This window comes from Cupriavidus sp. 05T41, from assembly GCF_056396525.1.
On sequence record NZ_JBFTLQ010000004.1, the window covers coordinates 1 to 19,567 of the forward strand.

A 19,567-nucleotide genomic window follows, 5' to 3' on the forward strand; every position below is an offset into this window, starting at 1 on the left:
GGCCGGCCGCCCGGCGCCGGCCCCGCGCCGGCGCACGGCAACGCGCGGCTCGCCGCCGCGCCGCGCGGGAGCGAAGCATGAAGGCCCTGGTCACCCATCCCGGCCTGCAGCACTCGCACCAGATGGCGCAGGCCCTGTACGAGCGCGACATGCTCAAGCAATACTGGTCCGGCGTGCCGGTGCGCGCGCCGGGCGAGGCGGCGCCCTGGTGGCTGCCTGCCAGGTACGGCGCCAAGATGCGGGAGGTGGACATACCGCGCGCATTGCGTCGCCACCCGGTCCTCTTTGCCGGCGTGCTGAAGGTCGGGCTCAAGCTCTACACAGGCCGCTCTTCGTCAGCCTATGCCCACCGGATATTCCACCTGTTCGACCAGTGGGTGGCGTCGCACGTCCGGGCGATCAGGCCCGATGTGGTGGTGGCCTACGAAAACTCCGCCGGCAAGACCTTCGCGGCGGCCAGGCGCATCGGCGCGCGCTGCGTGCTGGAGGCGCCTTCCGTGCACCATCGCGCGGCCGAGCAGATGCTGCCAACCCTGGATACGGCCTATCTGCAGCAGATCAATGCGAACAAGGACCGCGAGATCGAACTGGCCGATGTGATCATCACCTGTTCGGCCTTTGCCGCGCAGTCCTATGTCGATGCGGGCGTGCCGGCGGGCAAGCTGCGCCCGATCCTGCTGGGTGCCAGCCTGCCGGGCGACGTCGTGCGCCGCCGTGCGGATGGCGCCTTGCGCTTCGTGTTTGCCGGCGGCGTGACCAGGCGCAAGGCTGTCGATCTGCTGCTGCAGGCTTTCGCCAGGCTGCGCCGCATCCATGCGGACGCGGAGCTGGTGATGGTCGGCGGCATCGATGATGCGGAACTCGGCGCGGCCATCGCGCAGACACCGGGCGTGACCTGCCTGGGCTCGCTGCCGCAGGGCGCGCTGTTCCAGGTGTTCGCCGACGCGGATTGCTTCGTGCTGCCGTCGCGCTTCGACTCCTTCGGCATGGTGGTCGCGGAGGCGCTGGCGTGCGGCACGCCCGCGCTGGTGACCGATCGGGTCGGGGCCAAGGAGATCATCGAGCAGTTCCCGGGTTCCGGCTGGGTCGTTCCGGTCGGCCAGGAGCCCCTGTACGAGCGCATGCTGGAACTGGCGAACCACCGGGATCTGCTGGCGCAAGCCAGGGTGCATGCCGCCGCGGCGGGCAGCACGTTCACCTGGAAGAGGTACCGCCACACCGCGGCGGAAACGGTGGCCGCGCTATGCTGACACAACGCATCGCCCTCCGCGTTCCGAGGCCGGCAGCCGCGCGCAAGCATGTCTCGGTATTCGGCCGTGTCTTCATCCTGGTGTTCGTGACCGCCGTGCTCGAAGGCGCGGCGCGCAAGTGGGTGTCGGACTCCCTGACCACGCCGCTGATCCTGTTGCGCGACCTGCTGGTGATCTACGGCCTCTATCACGCCATGCGCCATGCGGGATTCACGCCGGCACGCCGCACCGTGCGGTTGCTGCTGTGGTGGTCGGCCCTGGTGTGCTTCTGGGGAATGCTTCAGCTTGTCGCCGGCCTCAACTCATGGCCCATCTTCCTGGTCGGGCTGCGCTTCTGGCTGCTCTATCTGTGGTTCGCCTACGCCGCCGCCGAACTGCTGGAGGACCAGGATCTCGTCGCGATCTACAAGGTGTCGATCGGCATGCTGCTCATCATGACGCCGCTGGCCCTGGTGCAGCATTTCCTGCCGCCCGACCACTTCCTGAACCGGCAGATCGAAGGGGATCCCGACCTGGTCTTCCGCGTCACCGGCGACGTGGTGCGGACCACGGGCACCTTCTCCTTCACCATGGGCTATACCGTGTTCCTGGCGATCATCAGTCCCATCGCGCTGGGCGCGGTGTTCGGCGCGCCCAAGCCCGGCGTGTGGGGCAAGCTGCGCGGGCTGGTGATCGTGGGTTGCCTCTTCCTTGCCTCGCTGGTCAGTGGGTCGCGCGCGGCCGTGCTGCTGCTCCCGATCATCTTCGGGGTGGCGTTGCTGTCAAACCTGGTCTTCGGCAAGGGCAAGCGCCGCGGCGCGGCCATGGCGTGGGGCGTGGTCTCCATTCTCATGAGCATGGTGATCCTGGTATTCGTCAGTTCGGCCGTGGATGCGACCCTCGAGCGCTTCAGCTCTGCCGCCGAGCAGGAGGACCTGGGCTCGCGCCTGGAATCGATGTTCTTCGGCGTCAACGATGTGTCCCTCGAGCAGAGCCTGCTGGGCAGCGGGCTGGGGCTGGGCAGCAATCTCGCCAACTATTTCCTGCAGACTGGCCTGCTGTTCATCATCAGCGAGACCGAGACCGGACGCGTCATCGGCGAGATGGGGCTGGTCGGCTATCTCAGCCTCGCACTGAAGGTGCTCATCCTGTTCAACGGCATGCGCTGCGCCATCCGCGTGGCCAGGCGCACCGGCGACACCTTTCTCATCCTGATGTGGACCATCGCCATCTTCGGGCTGACCGCATGGCCGCTGGTCGGCCAGATGACGGCCAACGCGCTCGGCTTCGTATTCGCCGGCATCACGCTGGCCGTCACGCGGCAGGCGACCGACCACCTCTCGCGCACCGGATGAGGCCGAAAGCAGCGCAGGCAAATCAAGATCAATCAGCGGCGGCCACGTCGCACACCATCGCACCTCCATGAAAATCATCCTGTTGGGTCACCCTTCCTTCTTCGGCAGTCACAGCATGGACCGCTTCGCCGCGATGATCGTGGAAGGCATGCGCGCGCGCGGCCACCAGGCCGAACTGTGGAGGCCGGCGGCCGTGATGTGCCGCCTGCCCGCGCGCGAAGGCCTGTCCAAGTGGCTGGGCTATATCGACCAGTACATCCTGTTCCCGATGGTGGCGCTGTGGCGCCTGCGCCGGGTGGACAAGGATGTGCTCCTGGTGCTGGCCGACCATGCGCTCGGGATCTGGATGCCGTTGCTGCGCAACCGCCCGCACGTGGTGCATTGCCACGATTTCATTGCCCTGCGCACGCTTGCGGGAGAGTTTCCCGAGCATGGCCTGTCGCGCAGCGGGCGCACCTACCAGCAATTGATCCGCTGGGGCCTGACCCAGGCCAAGGCCTTCGTCACGGTCTCCAACAAGACCATGCGCGACCTGCGGCGGCTGCATCCCTGTCCGCCCGAAGCGGCCTGGGTGGTGTACAACGGCATGAACTATCCGTTCCGGCGGGTCGGCACCACGCAGGCCCTGGCGTGCCTGCAACGCGCGGGCGTGGCGGCCGACGCGCAAGGCATGCTGGTGCATATCGGCGGCAACCAGTGGTACAAGAACCGCGAGGGCGTGCTCGCGCTCTACCTTGCCTATTGCCGGAAATGCCGGACATCTCCGCTCGCCTTGTGGATGATCGGCGGCGATCCTACCGCGGAGATGCGCGCCGAAGCCGCGCGCGCCGCAGGGCTTGGTGGCAGCGTGCGCTTCCTCACCGGCTTGCCGACGGAAGCCGTGCAGGCGGCTTACTCGCTGGCCGCGGTGATGCTGTTCCCCAGCCTCGAGGAGGGCTTTGGCTGGCCCATCATCGAAGCCATGGCCTGCGGTGCGCCGGTGCTGACCACCAACCGCGCACCCATGACGGAGATCGGCGGCGGCCTGGTGCAGCTGGTGGAGCCGCTGGCGGAGGGCGACATGGAAGGCTGGGCGCAGCGCGCGGCGCACGTACTGGCCGGCATGCTCGCCTGGCCCGCCCAGCGGCGTGCCGAGATTGCCGCGCGCTCCATTGCCTGGGCGAAGCTCTTCTCGGCGGACAAGGCGCTCGATCAGTACGAGAGCATTTACCAGGGCGTGCTGGCCGCGGTGTCGGTGGAAGGGCGCGAATCGGTCGATGCCTGAACGCGCCCCCCATGCGCGCCCGCCGCGGGCCGCGCGCGTTCCGTGCTATTCCCCGCCCAGGCCGGCGGTTGCGGCAGTCCCCTCGGGCTGCGGCCTGGCCAGGGCGAACAGCGCGTTTTCCAGCGCGCCCAGCACCATCTCGCGATCCAGGTGCCGCTCCGCCCAGCGGCGGCCGGCGGCGCCCAGATGCGCGCGCAAGGCAGGCTGGGCCGCCAGTGAATCGATGGCGCCGGCCAGGGCCGCTGCATCGCCGGGAGGCACCAGCACGCCACACTGCGCGACCACGCGGCCAAGCTCTGTGCCGGGCGCCGCGGTAGCGACCACGGGCCGCGCGCTGGCCAGCATGCCAGTCAGCTTAGACGGCATCACCAGGTCGGCGGCACCGGCGCGCTGCGGCAGCAGGTGGATGTCGGCGGCCGCCAGCAGCGAGGCAAACATCTCGGCGGGCTGCAAGGGCAGGAAGCGCACGCGCGGCAGCCCGGCGCATGCGTCTTGCAGCGCGGCGCGTCCGGCGCCGTCGCCGCAGAAGATGAAATGCAGCCTGTCGTGGTCCTTCAGCAGGCGCGCCGCTTCGGCCATGATCTCGAGTCCCTGCTTGGCGCCCATATTGCCGGAGTAGAGGGCCAGCACGGCATCGGCGGGCACATCGAGCGCGCGGCGCGCCAGCGTGGCGCTGGCGATGCTGCCGGCCCCGATCTCGCGCAGGTTGACCCAGTTGGGCAGCAACGCCGCGCGGCGGGCCCCGGCGCCCTTGTCGCGCGCGAGCGAGACCATGGCCTGGGAGATCGACGAGACCCGGTCGAAGCGCGCCATCAGCCGCTGCTCCACGCGCTGCGCCAGGCGGCGTAGCCATGGCTGGCGCAGCAGCCCCAGCGCGAAGGCGGCATCGACCTCGTAGTCCTGCACATGGAGCCAGCTGCGGCAGCCGCTCCAGCGCGCGAACAGCAGCGCGGCCGGCGCGCACATCAGCGGCGGCTCCACCACGAACAGCACGTCCGGGCGCCAGCGCAATTGCAGCATCAGGGCGGGCAGGCTCGACACGGCGAAGCTGGCCAGGTGCAGCAGCCGCGTGATGCCGCCGGGGCGGCACGGCACCCACAGCGGGGCACGCCAGAGCTCTACCCAGTGGCGGCGCTCGCGGCGGTACTGCCACGCGCGGTAGCCATCCCCCACGCGCCAGGCGGGGTAGTACGGCGGCGCGGTGATGACGCGCACCTCGTGGCCGCGCGCGGCCAGCCACTCCGCCTGCTCGCAGGTGTACTTGCCGATGCCGGTCAGCTCGGGCGCGTAGTTGAGGCAGTACATCAGTATCTTCATGAGCGCACAGCTCCGGTGGCGCCGAGGCGATGGCGGCGGGCGCTCAGCCCGTCGCGGCCATGATCCGCACGCAGCCGGCGGCGATGGCGCGGCCCGCGTCGCCGGCCGAGTGCGCCAGCGCGGCCGCCTGGCAGCGCGCGCCGGTGGCCGCGGCATCGCCGAAGTGCACCGGCACCTGCGCCAGGCGGCTGGCCAGCGAGCCCGCATCGCCGGGCTTGAAGTAGAGGCCGGTGACGCCGTCGCGCAGCAGCTCGCCGGCGTCGTCATTGTTTACGCTCACCACCACCGGGCAGCCGTAGCTCAATGCCTCGCGGACCAGCGGGTGCCAGCGCTGGCATGCGTGGGGCAGCACCAGGCAGCTCGCCTTGCGGTATTCGACGGCAATATCGGGCGGCGCCATGGTGCCCAGGAAGCGCACGGAAGTGCCTAGCCGCAGCGTGTCTGCCGCGGCCCGCAAGCGGCCATAGCCGTGTCCCGTGCCGACCAGCGACAGCGTGGCGGCTGGCCATTGCCGGCGTGTCGCCGCGAAGGCGCGCAGCAGCAGCCCCAGGCCGGCGTCATCGTCGAGGGTGCCCACATGGAGATAGTGCGGCGCGTGCTGCGATGGCGCCTGCTCGGCGCGCGCGCGCAGTTCGGCGGCGGCATCGAAGTCCTCCGGCAGCACCGCCGGCGGGCGACACGCAAAGATATTGCGCGGCGGCACGTCGGCGGCGATGGCGCGCGCGCAGCCGCGGTCGGTACCGACGAACACGCCGTGGCAATGGCGCAGCAGTATCGCATCGGCAAACGCGCCCAGGGGCCCTGGCATGGCGGCGAAGGCCGCGCCGTGGAAGAAGGCGGCGCGGCGCCGCTGCATCGCCATGCTGGCCAGCAGCATGGTCCAGTTTTCCAGCCGGGTCTGGCCGGCCAGGATCACCAGCGCGCCGGGACTGAGCGCGATGGCGCGTACCTGCTGCACGCAGCGCCGCCACAGGCCGGCGCCCGCGGCCCCGGCGGGGAAGACGATCTGCCCCGGCCACAGGCTGCCGGCGGGTGCGGCCGCAGGCGTGGCCACCGCGCCGGTGTGCGGGCGGGCCGGCTTGCCGAGATTGCGAAACAACGGCTTCATGTCAGGCCTCCATGCGTTGTGCCGGGGCGCTGCCATGCGCCAGGCATCCGCTTTTCAGTGCATCCAGGTAAGCCAGCCGCAGGCCGTCGCGCAGTGCCACGGCCGGCTGCCAGCCGGTGGCGCCGAGCGCCGTGCAGTCGAGCCGCTTGCGCGGCGTGCCGTCGGGCTTGCGGCTGTCGAAGACGATGTCGCCGCGAAAGCCCACGGTCTGCGCCACCAGTCCCGCCAGCTCGCGGATGCTCACTTCCTCGCTGCTGCCCACGTTGAGGAAGCCGGCCGGCGCCGTCTGGCGGTATGCGTGCGGCGGCAGGGCCATCACGTGCAGGCAGGCCGCGGCGAGGTCGTCGGCGTAGAGGAACTCGCGCAACGGCGCGCCGCTGCCCCACACCGGCACGCACTGCGCGTGCGCCATGCCGGCCTCGTGGAAGCGCCGCAGCAGGCCCGGTATCACGTGGCTGTTGTCAGGGTGGTAGTTGTCGCCGGGACCGTACAGGTTGGTCGGCATCACGCAGCGGTAGTCGGTGCCGTACTGGCGGTTGTAGCTCTCGCACAGCGCGATGCCGGCGATCTTGGCCAGCGCGTAGGGCGCGTTGGTGGGCTCGAGGGGACCGGTCAGCAGCGCGGCTTCGCCGATGGGCTGCGGTGCGAATTTCGGGTAGATGCAGCTCGAGCCGAGGAACAGCAGCCGTGTCACGCCCGCGCGCCAGGCTTCGTGGATGACGTTGGTCGCGATCATCAGGTTCTGCCGGATGAACTCGGCTGGATAGGTGTGGTTGGCATGAATGCCGCCGACCCGGGCGGCTGCCAGGTAGATTTCGTCGATCGCCTCGGTGGCGAAGAAGTGGCGTACCTGCTGCTGATCGGCCAGGTCGAGCCCGGCATGCGCGCGCGTGATGATCTCGGCTTGTCCGCGCGCCTGCAATGCGCGCACGATGGCCGAGCCGACCATGCCGCGGTGTCCCGCCACGAAGACGCGGCGCGGCGACGCGGGGCTGCGCTGAGCGCCGTCGAGGTCATTCATGATGGTCGTAGGCCCGGAAGCCCGCCAGCTTGACGAAGGCATCGCGGCGCGCGGCGGCGAAGTCGGCCTCCACCATCTCGCGCACCAGCGCGGAAAAGCTGGTGCTCGGCGCCCAGCCGAGCTGCTCGCGCGCCTTGCTGGCGTCGCCGAGCAATGTCTCGACTTCGGTCGGGCGGAAGTAGCGCGGATCCACGCGCACGATCACGTCGCCCACCTTGCAGCGCGCCGCCACCGGGCCCGCGCTGCTGTCGATGCCCGCGACCACGCCGGTCTCGCCGGTGCCTTCGCCCTCGAAGCGCACCGCGATGCCAAGCTCGGCCGCCGCGCGCTGCACGAACTCGCGCACGCTGTGCTGCTCGCCGCTGGCGATCACATAGTCCTCGGGCCTGGCCTGCTGCAGCATCAGCCACTGCATTTCCACATAGTCGCGCGCATGGCCCCAGTCGCGCAGCGCGGACAGGTTGCCGAGATAGAGCGTGTCCTGCAGGCCCAGCGCGATGCGCGCGATGGCGCGCGTGATCTTGCGCGTGACGAAGGTCTCGCCGCGCACCGGGCTTTCATGGTTGAACAGGATGCCGTTGCAGGCATACATGCCGTAGGCCTCGCGGTAGTTCACCGTGATCCAGTAGGCGTAAAGCTTGGCGGCTGCGTAGGGGCTGCGCGGATAGAACGGCGTGGCTTCATTCTGCGGGATCGCCCGCACCAGGCCGTACAGCTCGGAGGTCGAAGCCTGGTAGAAGCGCGCCTGCTTTTCCAGCCCGAGGATGCGCACCGCCTCGAGCAGGCGCAGCGTACCCAGCGCATCGGTGTTCGCCGTGTATTCGGGCTCTTCGAACGACACCTGCACGTGGCTCTGCGCGGCGAGGTTGTAGATCTCGTCGGGCTGCGACTGCTGCACCACGCGCACCAGGCTGGCGGTGTCGGTCATGTCGCCGTGGTGCAGGATCAGGCTGCGCCTGGGCGCCTGCGGATCCTGGTAGAGATGGTCGATGCGCTCGGTGTTGAACAGCGAGCTGCGGCGCTTGATGCCGTGCACTTCGTAGCCCTTGGCCAGCAGCAGCTCGCACAGGTAGGCGCCGTCCTGGCCGGTGATGCCGGTGATCAGCGCGCGCCGCGTGCGCTGCGGCGCTACGCTGCCGGCATCGGGCCGCAACTCGCCCGCGGTGAGCCGGCCGAGGGGTTCGAGTTCATGTACGCCCATAGATGTCTGCCATCCGGATGATGTCGTCTTCGCCGAGGTAGGAACCGGACTGGATCTCGATCAGCTCGAGCGGGATCCTGCCGGGGTTTTCGAGGCTGTGCGTCTCGCCGATCGGGATGTAGGTGGACTGGTCTTCGGTCAGCAGGTACTCCACGTCGCCGCGCCGCACCCGCGCCGTGCCCGATACCACCACCCAGTGTTCGGCGCGGTGGTGGTGCATCTGCAGCGACAGCTTGGCACCCGGTTTGACCGAGATGCGCTTGACCTGGTAGCGCGCGCCGTGGTCCACCGCGTCATACGATCCCCATGGCCGGTACACCTGGCGGTGCTGGGTCGCTTCGGGGCGGCCCTGCTTGCGCACCATTTCCACCAGTTGCCTGACGTCCTGGCAATGGTCCTTGTGCACCACCAGCACTACGTCCGGCGTCTCCACCACCATCACGTCGTCCAGCCCGGCCACCGTCACCAGGCGGTGCGAGGCGTGTACCAGGCAGCCCCGCGCGTGGTGGGTGACCACGTCGCCGATCGCCACGTTGCCATCGGCCGTCTTCTCGGCGGCCTTCCATACCGCGTCCCAGGAGCCGACATCGCTCCAGTCGGCCGACAGCGGCGCCATCTGCGCGTCGCGCACGTGCTCCATCACGGCATAGTCGATGGAGTCCGAGCGGCAGGCGGCGAACGAATCGGTGTCGAGGCGGAAGAAGTCCAGGTCGCGGTGACCGCGCACCATGGCCTCTTGCGCGGCCAGCAGGATGTCCGGCGCGAACGCTTCCAGTGCGGCGAGATAGGCCGAGGCGCGGAACAGGAAGATGCCGCTGTTCCAGAAACAGTTGCCTTCCTGCAGGTAGGCCGTGGCGACTTCCAGCGAAGGCTTCTCGACGAAGCGCGTGACCGAGAGCAGCGCCGCGGCATTGCTGGGGATGGCCTTGATGTAGCCATAGCCGGTGGCGGGGAAGGTGGGCACCACGCCCAGCGTGACCACCACGCCGGCGGCGGCCACCGAGCTGGCCGCGCATACGGTCCTGGCGAAGGCGGCGCGGTCGCGGATCAGATGGTCCGAGGGCAGTACCAGCAGTACCGGATCGGTGCCGTCGCCGCGGGCATGCAGTGCGGCCACGGCCGTGGCCGGCGCGGTGTTGCGCGGGTGCGGCTCGAGCATGATGGCGGACAGCTCGCAGCCGGCTTCGCGCGCCTGCTCTGCCACCACGAAGCGGTGCGCTTCGTTGCTGACCAGGATGGGCGCCTGGGCACCGGGGATCTCGCGCAGGCGCAGCAGGGTGTCCTGCAGCAGCGAGTCGCGCCCCAGCAGACGCAGGAATTGCTTGGGATAGCCGTCGCGGGAAAGCGGCCACAGTCGTGAGCCCGCGCCGCCGCAGAGGATGACGGGTACGATCCGGTTGTCGTCAGGCATGGTACAGCTCCTTCACGCAGCACGAGGCCTGGCGCGCGGGGCGGGCCGCGTGACGCGTAGTGAGGAAACTGTATGCCGCACCCGTGGGAGGGACTGTTTGCTAGCACACACACGCTGGCGGCCTGGCGGCGCCGGTGCAGCGGAGGGGGCGGAGGGGGCGGGGAGAAATGCATCGTCCCCGCCGCGGCGGGGACGTGTGGTGCTACGCGCGCGTCGGCGCGACTGCCTGTCAGCGGGCCCAGTAGCCGGGCCGCATCACCCAGCCGCGCGGACCCTGTACCCAGCGCTCGGGCACATAACGCTGGCCCGGGCGGGCATGCCCCCAGTAGCCGCCCCGCCAGTCGTAGCGGTCGCCGCTGGCGACCCAGTGGCCGGGCATCCAGGCCTGGCCTGGCCGGGCTGCCGGGCGCGGCTCGTAGCGCGGCGGCGGCGGCGCGGAGCGTACCTGGGGCGGCGCGCCGTGGTAGCCCGGGGGATAGGCCTGGGCCTGGGCCGGCGAGATGATGCCAAGGGCGGCGCCGGCAGCGAGAGTGGAGAGGGCGAGCAGCAGTTGGCGTTTCATGGTTCAGCTCCGGTGATGCGGTTCAGACGGTGGCGTAGTGCCGGTACAGCGTTGCCTGGAGGCGGCCTTGCGGGGCGCCTAATGCCGCTTAATAGCGGTCGTGGTAGCGGTAGGGCGGCGGGCCGCCGCGCGGCGGCACCACGATGCAGGCGGACAGCAGCGCCGCCGCGGTGGAGAGCAGGACAACCAGGGAAATGGCGCGTTTCATGTTTGGGGACTCCGTGACTGGCTTCGCGTTGAACATGGCTCCACTGTAGCCAGCGGCCTGGCGCCGGTGTGCTTGCAGTTGTAAGCCGAGTTCACATTTGCGCGGCCCCGGGCGCTGCGCGCGACACGCTCCGGCGCGCGTCCTGACGGAGGTTGCCAGGCCTTGCCGGCATTGGGCGCGCGGGCATTGCAGTGCACCTCGTCCGCCAGCTGCAAGGCGGGCAAAAACAGGCGCACCGGCGTAATGTGGCGTTACATCGGAAATAATTCGCGCAAAGTTTTGCGCGTGCGGCGGCGCCTGCGCGCTGCCTTTCGCCATCCGTGCCGGCCGTGCTGCACCGCTTGAGGGCGCAACGGCGGGCGGCGGGTGCGCGCCTGCCGTCGTCGTTCCCTGCGGCAGTGCGCCGGCGCCTTGCGCGCCGTGCCGCCGAATGGCATGAACCTTGCGCTTCGCGATTCGTCACGGGAGAACGCCAATGCCTATCCTCCTTGTCGTACTGGTGCTGCAGGCCCTGGTGCCGGGTGCCACCTCGTTCGCCGCGCTTGCGCGCTACGACAGCGCCCGCATTGCCGCCAGCGCCGGGCCGGGCGGGCTGCCCTGACGCCATCCAACACAACACGAGGGGCACGACATGAACCGTAGCGACGTAACCGACCTGATCATCGAAGCCAAGGTCACCAAGGGCATTCGCTGGGCCGACGTGGCCGAGAAGGTCGGCAAGAGCAAAGAGTGGACGACCGCCGCCTGCCTGGGCCAGATGGCCTTCGACGCGCAGGGCGCGCAGGCGGTGATGGAGATCTTCGGCCTGCCGCCCGGGGCCGAGCCCTGGCTGCGCACCGTGCCGTACAAGGGCTCCTTGCCGACGGCCGTGCCGACCGACCCGCTGGTCTACCGTTTCTACGAGCTGATCAGCGTATACGGCAGCACCTTCAAGGCGCTGATCCACGAGGAATTCGGCGACGGCATCATGAGCGCCATCGATTTCCGCATGGACCTCCAGCGCGAGTCCGACCCGAACGGCGACCGCGTGCGCATCGAGATGTCCGGCAAGTTCCTGCCCTACAAGACCTACTGAGCGCGTGGCCAGCGACCGCGCCTTTCGCGCAGAAACGGGTACGCCGCAGAAACGGGTACGCTCCTGGCCCGGCCGGGAGATGGAGCGGAGGCCGGGGCAGGGCCAGGGCCAGGTTCCAGGGGCCATCGACGGTGGCGAGCCGGTGTTCCTTGCCGGTCGGGCCTGCCCGCAGGCTTGGCGGCGCTGTCTGCGCGGTGATATCGCCCCGGACTTCGCTCGCGCGAGGCGGCAGATCACGCCTGCGGGGCTAAATGCATGCCCCAGGAATGCCACGCAGAAACGGGTACGCAATGGCCCCGGACACGCACGCAGAAACGGGTACGCCCCTGGTTTCGGGAGCGCTGCGCGCCGCGCTCGGAGCCCGCTTCAGGCCCCGCTTCAGGCCCCGTACAGCTCGGCCGCCGTGATGCCCACGTGCAGCCGCGTCAGCGGCAGCGGGGGCGGTGCCAGCGACAGCCGCAGCGCTGCGTAGCTGGCCTCGCTCGACAGCCCGTACGGCGCGGCATCGGCATTGTCGAAGGCGTAATAGACCTCGGCAACGCCCGTCATCGTCAACGCGGCCAGGCACATCGGGCACGGATGGCCGCTGGCGTAGACCACCGCCCCCTGCAGGCCTGGCCGGCCCAGCTTGCGGCAGGCCGCGCGGATGGCTTCCATTTCCGCATGGGTGGTGGGGTCGTGGCTGTGCACGATGTCGTTGACGCCGGTGGCGATCACCACGCCGTCCAGCGCCAGCAGCGCGCCGAACGGCCTGCCGCCGCGCGCCCGGTTGGCCTGCGCCAGGCGCACTGCTTCGGCCAGATATCGTTCATGGGCGGACATGGGCTAGCTCCTGGAGGCCGGGCGGACGATGCCGGCCGCCGGCCATGGCACGCGCAAATGTGAAATACATTTCAGATGACATATGAAAAAAACGATATACAATACCCGCGCTGAATTGTGCCGGCGCCTGCCCTACGCCGGCGCGCCAGGGCTGACCTGCAGGGTCACCACCAGCGACTGCAGCACCGACATCGGGATCGGCTTGGAGAACACCCGGATATGCGGCGGGATGCCACCGCGGTCGGCGATCGCGTGCTTGTCCAGCGAGGTGACCACGGCAATGCGGGTGGTGGCGAATTCCTGCTGCGCATCGATGGTGCGGCACAGGCGGAAGCCGTCGATGCCGGGCATGATCAGGTCCAGCACGACCAGGTCGGGTTTGCTGCTGCCGATCAGCAGCAGGCCGTCGTAGCCATTGGTGGCTTCGAGGATCTCGACCCGGGGATCGAGCGCATCGAGCGCCATGCGATAGATCTGCAGCAGGTGTTCGTCATCTTCCACCAGCAGCACGCGAAATGGCCTTGCGGGCGGCGCGGCCGCCGGGCTCGCGGGCGCGGACTGGTGGCGTTGTTCCGCCACCATGCGGTCCACCGCGTCGGCCGGGATGCGGCGATGTCCGCCGTCGGTCTTCCAGGCGGGCAGCCGGCCGTTCTCGACCCACAACTGGACCGTGCGCAGCGAAACGCCAAGCATCTCGGCAGCGGTCCTGGTGGAATAAAAACGCAGATCGGTCATAGAGCCTCTTCACCACTCGCAGGACACCCGGGGGCGAATCTGCGGCGTTGCATGTCGTATTTTTTTCATTATTCTTCGAAAAGCTGCGAAAGCGCAACTTAATGCCAGAAAAACGCGCAACGATGATAAGGCATCACTAATATCCCGGCCGATATGCTGCACGGCGCATCGGCATGGCGGCGGCGCATGACCTGTCGCGCAATGCCGGGGCACGTTTGCCGTCGCATCCGGATGGATCATACTGTGAAGCTTTGCCGCAAGGAGACTGCCCGCAGGACCAAGGGCGGCAGCACCGGGGAGCGCGCGGGCCGCAAGCACGCGCGGATCGGTGCGCAGGGTCATGGGATTGGCGCGGGCCGGTACCGGTTATCCGGCGCACGCGCGTATCGAAGGCTGGGATTCACGGCTGTGACGAACAATATTCTCGTTTCTTGGTAGCTTTCCCATGAGCCTGGAAATCTACCGACAGGCACTGGCAGGCGCGCATCGTTCCGCGAGACATCCGTTCTGGTCAGGCGTTGTCATCGTCGTCGGGATCTGGTGCGCACTGGCGGGCTGGGCGCTATGGGACCGCGCCACCGAGCTGCGCCATGTCCATGCCGGACTGGCACGCGTTGCCGCCTTGCTTGGCGAACACGCCGAAGGCACGCTGTCCGAAGCGGACCAGCTCGCATCGCTGGTTGGCGGTGCCGTGGCCGAACGCGGGCCCGCATTGCCGCTGGCGCAGTGGATGCGCAGCGGCTACCTGGTGGTCGAGCCATTTCTCGAGGTATCCGTGCTGGACCGCGCCGGCACCCTGCGCGCCTCCACCAGCGCCGGCTTCGCTTCGCCGGAGCTCGGCGACCGCCAATACGTCAGCCTGCACGAAAAGCGCGCGCGGCCCATGCTCTACGTGGGCATACCGGTGGCCGGGCACATGAGCGGGCGCTGGTCGATGCAACTGTCGAAAGGCATCGTGGACCCGGCCAGCGGGCGCTTCCTTGGCGCAGTGGTGGTCTCGCTCGACCCGGGCCGCCTGTCGGATTTCTACGCGCGCGCGGGGCTGGGCGCATCCGGCACCGTCCTGCTGGCCGGCACCGACGACTACGTGGTGCGTGCGCGCTGGAGCGAGCAGGGCCGCCAGCCGGGCCAGGTGCTGCTGCCCGGCTCCGCGCTGCGCGGGGCGCTGGCCGGCGGGCACGGCGGCATCGTCACCTGCCACTGTGCCGACGGCATGCGCGAGGCCGTGGCCGGGAATGGCGCGCGCGATGCCGGCACGTGCATCTACGCCATCCAGCGCCTGCCGGGGCGCAACCTGGCGCTGCTGGCAGGCGTCGGCAGCAGCGCGGCCCTGGCCAGCTACCACGAGCGCCTGCGCGCGGCCATCGCCATCGCCGCGCTGGTGACGGTGCTGGTGCTGTTCTTCCAGGTACGCCAGTTCGCTGCCTTGCGCGAACTGGCCGCGCTGGCCGACCGCGAGCGCGTGGTGCGCGACATCCTCGCCGAGAAGAAGCAGCATCTGCGCGGCCTGTTTCTCGCCATGCCGGACGGCGTGGCCGTGTTCGGTCCCGACCGCGTGATCGACGAAACCAACACCGCGCTGTGCGAACTGCTCGGCGTAGCGCTGCCGCGCCTGCGCGGCGCCACGCAGCGCGAGTTCGTCCACTGGCTCTACCGCGGCCGGCAACCTGCGCGCCAGGCCTGCGGGCCCGGGCAGTTGCTGGCCGAGCTGGACCGGGCCGAGGCCGGTGCGGAGTTCGCCGGCATCGTCGAGTTCGACATGGCGGTGTCGCCGGCCTATGAAGTGCGCATCGTGCATGCGGCCAGCGGCGGCGGGCTGGTGCTGGTGCTGCGCGACGTCACCTCGCGGCTGCGCCACGACCGCATGAAGTCGCATTTCGTCTCGGCCGCCGCGCACGAGCTCAAGTCGCCCGTGGCAGGCATCGCCGGCTATGCCGAGCTGCTCGGCGCGAACGCGGTGCCGCCCGAGCGGCGCGCCGGCATCTACCACGCCATCCACGCGCGCGCGCGCCAGCTCAACGACCTGCTCTCCGACATGCTCGACCTGGCCCGCATCGAGGCGCGCAGCAGCGGCGCGCACGAGCGCCAGCGCGTCGACATGGCCGCGCTCGTGCGCGACACCGTGGCCGGCGACTTCGCCGCGGAGGGCAGGCTGCGCGTGCGCGCGGAGCACGCGCCCTTGTACGTGCTGGCCGACCGTGCGCAATTGACGCAGGCCGTGCGCAATCTGGTGGAGAACGCGCTCAAGTATTCTGACGGCAGGGACGAGGTCACCATCAGCGTGTGGGCGCCGCAGGAGCACGACAAGGTATCGGTGCGCGTAGAGGATCAGGGTATCGGCATGACGAAGGAAGAAGCAGGCATGGCGTTCGAGAATTTTTACCGCGCCAACCGCCGCGGCGCCACCAAGGGCAATGGCCTCGGGCTGGCGATCGTGCGCGAGATCGTGGCGGTGCACCAGGGGCAGATCACGCTGAGCAGCGAGATCGGCAAGGGCACCGTGGTGACATTCAGCCTGCCGGCGGCCGCGTGATGCGCTGCCTGGGGGCGCGGCCGGCCCGTGGCGAGGCGCTGCCGCTGCTGGCGGCGTTGCTCGCTGCCAGCCTGGCGCTGGGCCTGATCCTGCTGCTCGCCGTGCACGACGCGCGCGCACGCGTGGAGAGAATCTCCTCGGCGCTGCGCGACAACATGGAGCTGGCGCTGGCGGACACGCTCGGCATCGCCTACCGGGACCGTACACTGGTGGGCGCACCGTGCCGGGCGGTGGCACGCCAGCTGCACGAGCAGGGCGCCTACACCGCCTATGTGCGCGACGTGGTGCTGGTGGCGCACGGCATGCGCTACTGCTCGGCGGTGCGCGGGGAGATTGCGCTGCCGCTGGACGATCTGCTGGCCTGGCGCCCCGGCCTGCAGTACCGGCTGGCCACGGCCGGGCCCGGCAAGGCCACGGCACTGGCGGTATTCCTCGGCACCACGCCCGGCAACGGCGTGCTGGTGTGGGTGGACGGGCGCTACCTGGCCGACATGGTGCAGTCGGCCGGCAGGCTGGGATTTCCCGACATTGGCATCGAGGTTGCCGGCACGCGCTTCATGCTCGGCGCCGTGGCCGTGGCCGTGGCCGGCGGCGAAGCGGCCGGCGCGCCCACCCTGGTCCCGCGCGACACGCTGTGGCACGGCACGCGCGGGATCGTCGACGTGCGCCAGCTGGCGGGGCATCCGATTGCCGTGATCGCCAGCGCGCCGCGCGCCGTGATCTTGCATGAGTGCCTCAAATACCTGGTGTTGCCGCCGCTTGCCGCCGCGCTGGCCGCGCTGGTCGCGTGTGCGCTGCGGTCGCGCCGCGCCGCGCGTCGCTCGTTCGCGGCTGAGCTGCAGCGCGGCCTGCGCCATGGCGAGTTCATACCCTACTACCAGCCGGTGGTCGATCTCGAAAGCGGCTTGTGCACGGGAGTGGAAGTGCTGGCGCGCTGGCAGCATCCGCGCCGCGGCCTGCTCGAGCCCGAGCACTTCATCCCGGCCATCGAGCAGCAGCGCCTTGCGGTGGCGCTCACGCAGGGCCTGATCCCGCAGGTGCGGTGCGACTTCGAATCGCTGGCATTGCCGCCGGCCTTCCATATCGCCTTCAACATCACCGCCGAGCATTTCGACGCCGCCGGCTTCTGGGCAGAAGACTCCCCGCTGCTTGCGCTGTTGCAGGCCAACGTGACGCCTGTGCTGGAGATCACCGAGCGCGATGCGGTCGCGCTGGTCGAACACCAGCGCAGCGCCATCCAGCGCGCCAAGGCACGCGGCATCAAGCTCGCCGTGGATGACTTCGGCACCGGCTACTGCGGCCTGGCGTACTTCAAGCAGTTCGAGGTGGATTTCCTCAAGCTCGACCGCCTCTTCGTGCAGGCCGAGCCCGGCGACAGGGTCAGCGGGCAGATCGTCGATGCCACGCTCAGCTTTGCTCACGCGCTGGATATTGCCGTGGTGGCCGAAGGCATCGAGTGCGAACAGCAGCGCGCGCTGCTGGCGGACAAGGGCGTGCGCCTGGGGCAGGGATATCATTTCGCGCGCCCGATGACCCTGGCCGGGTTGCGCGAGTGGCTGCCTTCGCGGCTCGAACCGGCGCCGACGCCGGCGCCGTCGTCATGGCCGATCCACGGGCCGCACGAGCCGGCACGCGACAACCATGTCGACGTGCAAATATGAAATCATCTTCCTATTTTAAAATGATAAAAATGATATAGAATGCCGGGCATAGCCTTGCTTCCCCGTCGGGCTATGCGCCTCCCTGCCGGACATCCCCTTGCCGGCCAGCGCCTCGTGCCCGACGCGAGGCGCTCTTTTCGCTTTCCCGCGCCGCCATTGCCGGCGTCTTCACCTCTCCGGCTTTCATTGCTCCCGTCCTTGCCGCCACCGGCCGCGCCGCCGGAGCGGCCCGCAAGTAGGCGTGCGTCCTACATGCCTTCCAGCCGACGCCGGACAGGCGCGGGCACGGCGCCCGCCTAAGCTGGTTCCAGCGCCTTCCCGCTCATGCCGATGGGCGCGGCGCCGGCCCGGCGGGTGACCACGGGCCTGCGGCAAGAAGGCGGTTCATCCTGTACCGTCGCTAACCGGAGCACATCATGAACAAGGACCAGGTGAAGGGCCGTATCGAGGAAGCCAAGGGCAAGGTGAAGGAAGTGGCCGGCAAGGTCACTGGCAGCGCCAGCACCGAGATCAAGGGCAAGGCGCAGCAGATCGCCGGCAAGACGCAGGCCGCGTATGGCGATGCCCGCCAGGACGCCAAGCGGACCCGCTGACACGCCGGGCGCGCGGCCAGGCAGGGCCTGGCCCGCGCCGATGAAACAAGCTGCCGCTAAAAAGCTCAGACGCAAAAGACCAGACGCCGCGCAAGCTGCTCCTGCCATCCCGGCAGGGGCCGTTGCGCGGCGTCTGTCTTTGTTCCTGCAGTCTGGCCCGAGCGGGCCGGCGCCCTGCTCAGCTGAACCACTCGTTGTAGTAGCGCGTGCAGGTGCCGGCCGGGCGGAACGTGTAGGGCAGTTCGGCAAGCGCGGCTGCGTCGAGCGAACCGAAGGGGATATCCAGGCCCAGGCTGTTCGCCTCCGTCGCGCCGTCAGGGCGCTGGGTTTCGAGGGCGGGTTTGTGATGCGTACTCATGATGGTTCTCGCTTGGGTTCGCATGACACGTAAGCGGGGGTCATGCATGCGTGCCGTCCTTATCGGGGGCGGCAACGCCGTTGAAACGGCAACGTGCTCATGTGGCTGCCATCGGTACGGGCCATGGTAGCCAAATCCGGCCGAAAGAAAATCCGGCTCCGGCAAAACACACTGTTGCTGAATTGCGTTCAATAACGGCCTCCCGCGCTGCCGGCGTCACCTCCCGGCCTTGCAAAGGCCGCGCCGTGCCGTTCCCGGCCCATCCGGCTGATGGCCGGGTTTTGCGCCTCGCGGGCGCCACGCCGCGCGCCGGTGTGCAAACCCGCCTTCATTCGTCGGTCCGATCGGCCTATATTTGGCCTTGTCCACTGCGTCACTGAAACCGGAGGAAGTGGCCATGCCCCGCTCCATGCCGTTGCCGCCGTGCTTTGCCGATCGCCGCGAGGCGGGAATCTACCTTGGCCGGCACCTGGCCGAGACGGGTTACAGCGCCGCGGTTCTGGGCGAGGCGCCGCTGGTGCTGGCGCTGCCGCGCGGCGGCGTGCCGGTGGCCTTCGAAGTGGCGCGCCTGCTCGAAGGCCGGCTGGACATCCTGCTGGTGCGCAAGATCGGCGCGCCCGGCTACCCGGAACTGGCACTTGGCGCGGTGGTGGAAGGCGATGCGGCCGGCGGTGCCCCGCATACGGTCGCCAACGACGATCCCTGGACCCGGCGCGCGCTCGACAGCGGTGCCTTCGATGCGGAGCGCGGCCGCCAGCTCGACGAGATCGCGCGGCGCCAGCAGCGCTACCGCGGCGGCGCGCCGGTACCGGCCATGGCCGGGCGTACGGTGATCGTGGTGGACGACGGCGTGGCGACCGGCGCCACCATGCGTGCCGCGCTGGCGGGCGTGCGCGGGGCGGGGGCGCGCACGGTCGTCGCGGCCGTGCCGGTGGCCTCGGTGGACGGGCAGGCCAGCCTGGTGGCCGCGGCCGACCATGTGATCTGCCTCAACGTGCCGGCGAGCTTCGGCGCCGTGGGCGCCTTCTACCTGGATTTCCGCCAGACCACCGACGAAGAAGTCATTGCGCTCCTGCGCCAGGACGCGTGCGGGCGGTCCGCATAAGGATGGCCC

At 69.5% G+C, this 19,567-nt stretch carries 18 protein-coding genes; 9 read left to right on the top strand and 9 right to left on the bottom strand.

Annotated elements, in window-relative coordinates; genetic code table 11:
• Nucleotides 1–77: 77 nt before the first annotated feature.
• The 3 genes from AC1DKV_RS03025 to AC1DKV_RS03035 all read left to right on the top strand — a co-directional run bounded on the left by AC1DKV_RS03025 (nucleotide 78) and on the right by AC1DKV_RS03035 (nucleotide 3,848).
• Complete coding sequence (locus AC1DKV_RS03025; RefSeq protein ID WP_441617119.1) at nucleotides 78–1,250, top strand: glycosyltransferase family 4 protein; 1,173 nt, start codon at nucleotides 78–80, stop codon at nucleotides 1,248–1,250.
• Nucleotides 1,244–2,584: a hypothetical protein gene (locus AC1DKV_RS03030; protein WP_441617121.1), complete on the top strand. Its 1,341-nt coding sequence runs from the start codon at nucleotides 1,244–1,246 to the stop codon at nucleotides 2,582–2,584. Before AC1DKV_RS03025 ends, AC1DKV_RS03030 begins: the two co-directional genes overlap by 7 nt.
• Before the next feature lie 67 nt (nucleotides 2,585–2,651).
• Entirely contained in the window at nucleotides 2,652–3,848 is a 1,197-nt protein-coding gene (locus tag AC1DKV_RS03035) for a glycosyltransferase (protein ID WP_441617123.1), read from the top strand.
• A 45-nt stretch (nucleotides 3,849–3,893) separates the two neighbouring features.
• Here AC1DKV_RS03035 and AC1DKV_RS03040 read toward each other — a convergent pair whose 3' ends face one another.
• From AC1DKV_RS03040 to AC1DKV_RS03065, 6 genes are all read right to left on the bottom strand, one after another.
• Nucleotides 3,894–5,165, bottom strand: coding sequence for a glycosyltransferase WbuB (locus tag AC1DKV_RS03040; protein WP_441617125.1), 1,272 nt, complete (start codon nucleotides 5,163–5,165; stop codon nucleotides 3,894–3,896).
• 43 nt (nucleotides 5,166–5,208) lie between these two features.
• Nucleotides 5,209–6,273 (bottom strand): glycosyltransferase, encoded by a 1,065-nt coding sequence (locus AC1DKV_RS03045; RefSeq protein ID WP_441617127.1) that lies wholly within the window; start codon nucleotides 6,271–6,273, stop codon nucleotides 5,209–5,211.
• A gap of 1 nt (nucleotide 6,274) precedes the next feature.
• On the bottom strand, nucleotides 6,275–7,294 hold the full coding sequence (locus AC1DKV_RS03050; protein WP_441617129.1) for a GDP-L-fucose synthase family protein: 1,020 nt from the start codon (nucleotides 7,292–7,294) through the stop codon (nucleotides 6,275–6,277).
• A complete protein-coding gene (gene gmd / locus AC1DKV_RS03055; RefSeq protein ID WP_441617131.1) occupies nucleotides 7,287–8,495 on the bottom strand; it encodes a GDP-mannose 4,6-dehydratase in 1,209 nt (402 codons plus the stop codon). Before gmd ends, AC1DKV_RS03050 begins: the two co-directional genes overlap by 8 nt.
• Entirely contained in the window at nucleotides 8,482–9,906 is a 1,425-nt protein-coding gene (locus tag AC1DKV_RS03060; protein WP_441617133.1) for a mannose-1-phosphate guanylyltransferase/mannose-6-phosphate isomerase, read from the bottom strand. Before AC1DKV_RS03060 ends, gmd begins: the two co-directional genes overlap by 14 nt.
• Nucleotides 9,907–10,135: 229 nt before the next feature.
• A complete protein-coding gene (locus AC1DKV_RS03065) occupies nucleotides 10,136–10,468 on the bottom strand; it encodes a hypothetical protein (RefSeq protein WP_441617135.1) in 333 nt (110 codons plus the stop codon).
• Between the two features lie 683 nt (nucleotides 10,469–11,151).
• Between AC1DKV_RS03065 and AC1DKV_RS03070 the strand changes: the two genes are divergently transcribed.
• Both AC1DKV_RS03070 and cynS read left to right on the top strand, forming a co-directional pair.
• Nucleotides 11,152–11,277 (top strand): hypothetical protein, encoded by a 126-nt coding sequence (locus AC1DKV_RS03070; protein ID WP_441617137.1) that lies wholly within the window; start codon nucleotides 11,152–11,154, stop codon nucleotides 11,275–11,277.
• A gap of 30 nt (nucleotides 11,278–11,307) precedes the next feature.
• A complete protein-coding gene (gene cynS, locus AC1DKV_RS03075) occupies nucleotides 11,308–11,751 on the top strand; it encodes a cyanase (protein WP_441617139.1) in 444 nt (147 codons plus the stop codon).
• 378 nt (nucleotides 11,752–12,129) lie between these two features.
• Here the strand turns inward: cynS and AC1DKV_RS03080 are convergent, their stop codons facing one another.
• Both AC1DKV_RS03080 and AC1DKV_RS03085 read right to left on the bottom strand, forming a co-directional pair.
• Nucleotides 12,130–12,573: a nucleoside deaminase gene (locus AC1DKV_RS03080; protein WP_441617141.1), complete on the bottom strand. Its 444-nt coding sequence runs from the start codon at nucleotides 12,571–12,573 to the stop codon at nucleotides 12,130–12,132.
• A 132-nt stretch (nucleotides 12,574–12,705) separates the two neighbouring features.
• Nucleotides 12,706–13,308 carry a response regulator gene (locus AC1DKV_RS03085; RefSeq protein ID WP_441617142.1) on the bottom strand — a complete coding sequence of 201 codons (603 nt, stop codon included), beginning with the start codon at nucleotides 13,306–13,308 and terminating at the stop codon, nucleotides 12,706–12,708.
• Nucleotides 13,309–13,753: 445 nt separating this feature from the next.
• On the opposite strand from AC1DKV_RS03085, the gene AC1DKV_RS03090 reads away from it, so the two are divergent.
• From AC1DKV_RS03090 to AC1DKV_RS03100, 3 genes are all read left to right on the top strand, one after another.
• Entirely contained in the window at nucleotides 13,754–15,841 is a 2,088-nt protein-coding gene (locus tag AC1DKV_RS03090) for an ATP-binding protein (protein ID WP_441617144.1), read from the top strand.
• Nucleotides 15,841–17,502 carry an EAL domain-containing protein gene (locus AC1DKV_RS03095; protein WP_441617371.1) on the top strand — a complete coding sequence of 554 codons (1,662 nt, stop codon included), beginning with the start codon at nucleotides 15,841–15,843 and terminating at the stop codon, nucleotides 17,500–17,502. Before AC1DKV_RS03090 ends, AC1DKV_RS03095 begins: the two co-directional genes overlap by 1 nt.
• A 416-nt stretch (nucleotides 17,503–17,918) precedes the next feature.
• Nucleotides 17,919–18,095, top strand: a complete 177-nt coding sequence (locus tag AC1DKV_RS03100; protein WP_441617146.1) for a CsbD family protein — start codon at nucleotides 17,919–17,921, stop codon at nucleotides 18,093–18,095.
• A gap of 178 nt (nucleotides 18,096–18,273) precedes the next feature.
• On the opposite strand, the gene AC1DKV_RS03105 is transcribed toward AC1DKV_RS03100, so the two are convergent.
• Nucleotides 18,274–18,453: a hypothetical protein gene (locus AC1DKV_RS03105; protein WP_441617148.1), complete on the bottom strand. Its 180-nt coding sequence runs from the start codon at nucleotides 18,451–18,453 to the stop codon at nucleotides 18,274–18,276.
• A gap of 409 nt (nucleotides 18,454–18,862) precedes the next feature.
• On the opposite strand from AC1DKV_RS03105, the gene AC1DKV_RS03110 reads away from it, so the two are divergent.
• Nucleotides 18,863–19,558 carry a phosphoribosyltransferase gene (locus tag AC1DKV_RS03110; RefSeq protein WP_441617373.1) on the top strand — a complete coding sequence of 232 codons (696 nt, stop codon included), beginning with the start codon at nucleotides 18,863–18,865 and terminating at the stop codon, nucleotides 19,556–19,558.
• Nucleotides 19,559–19,567 lie beyond the last annotated feature (9 nt).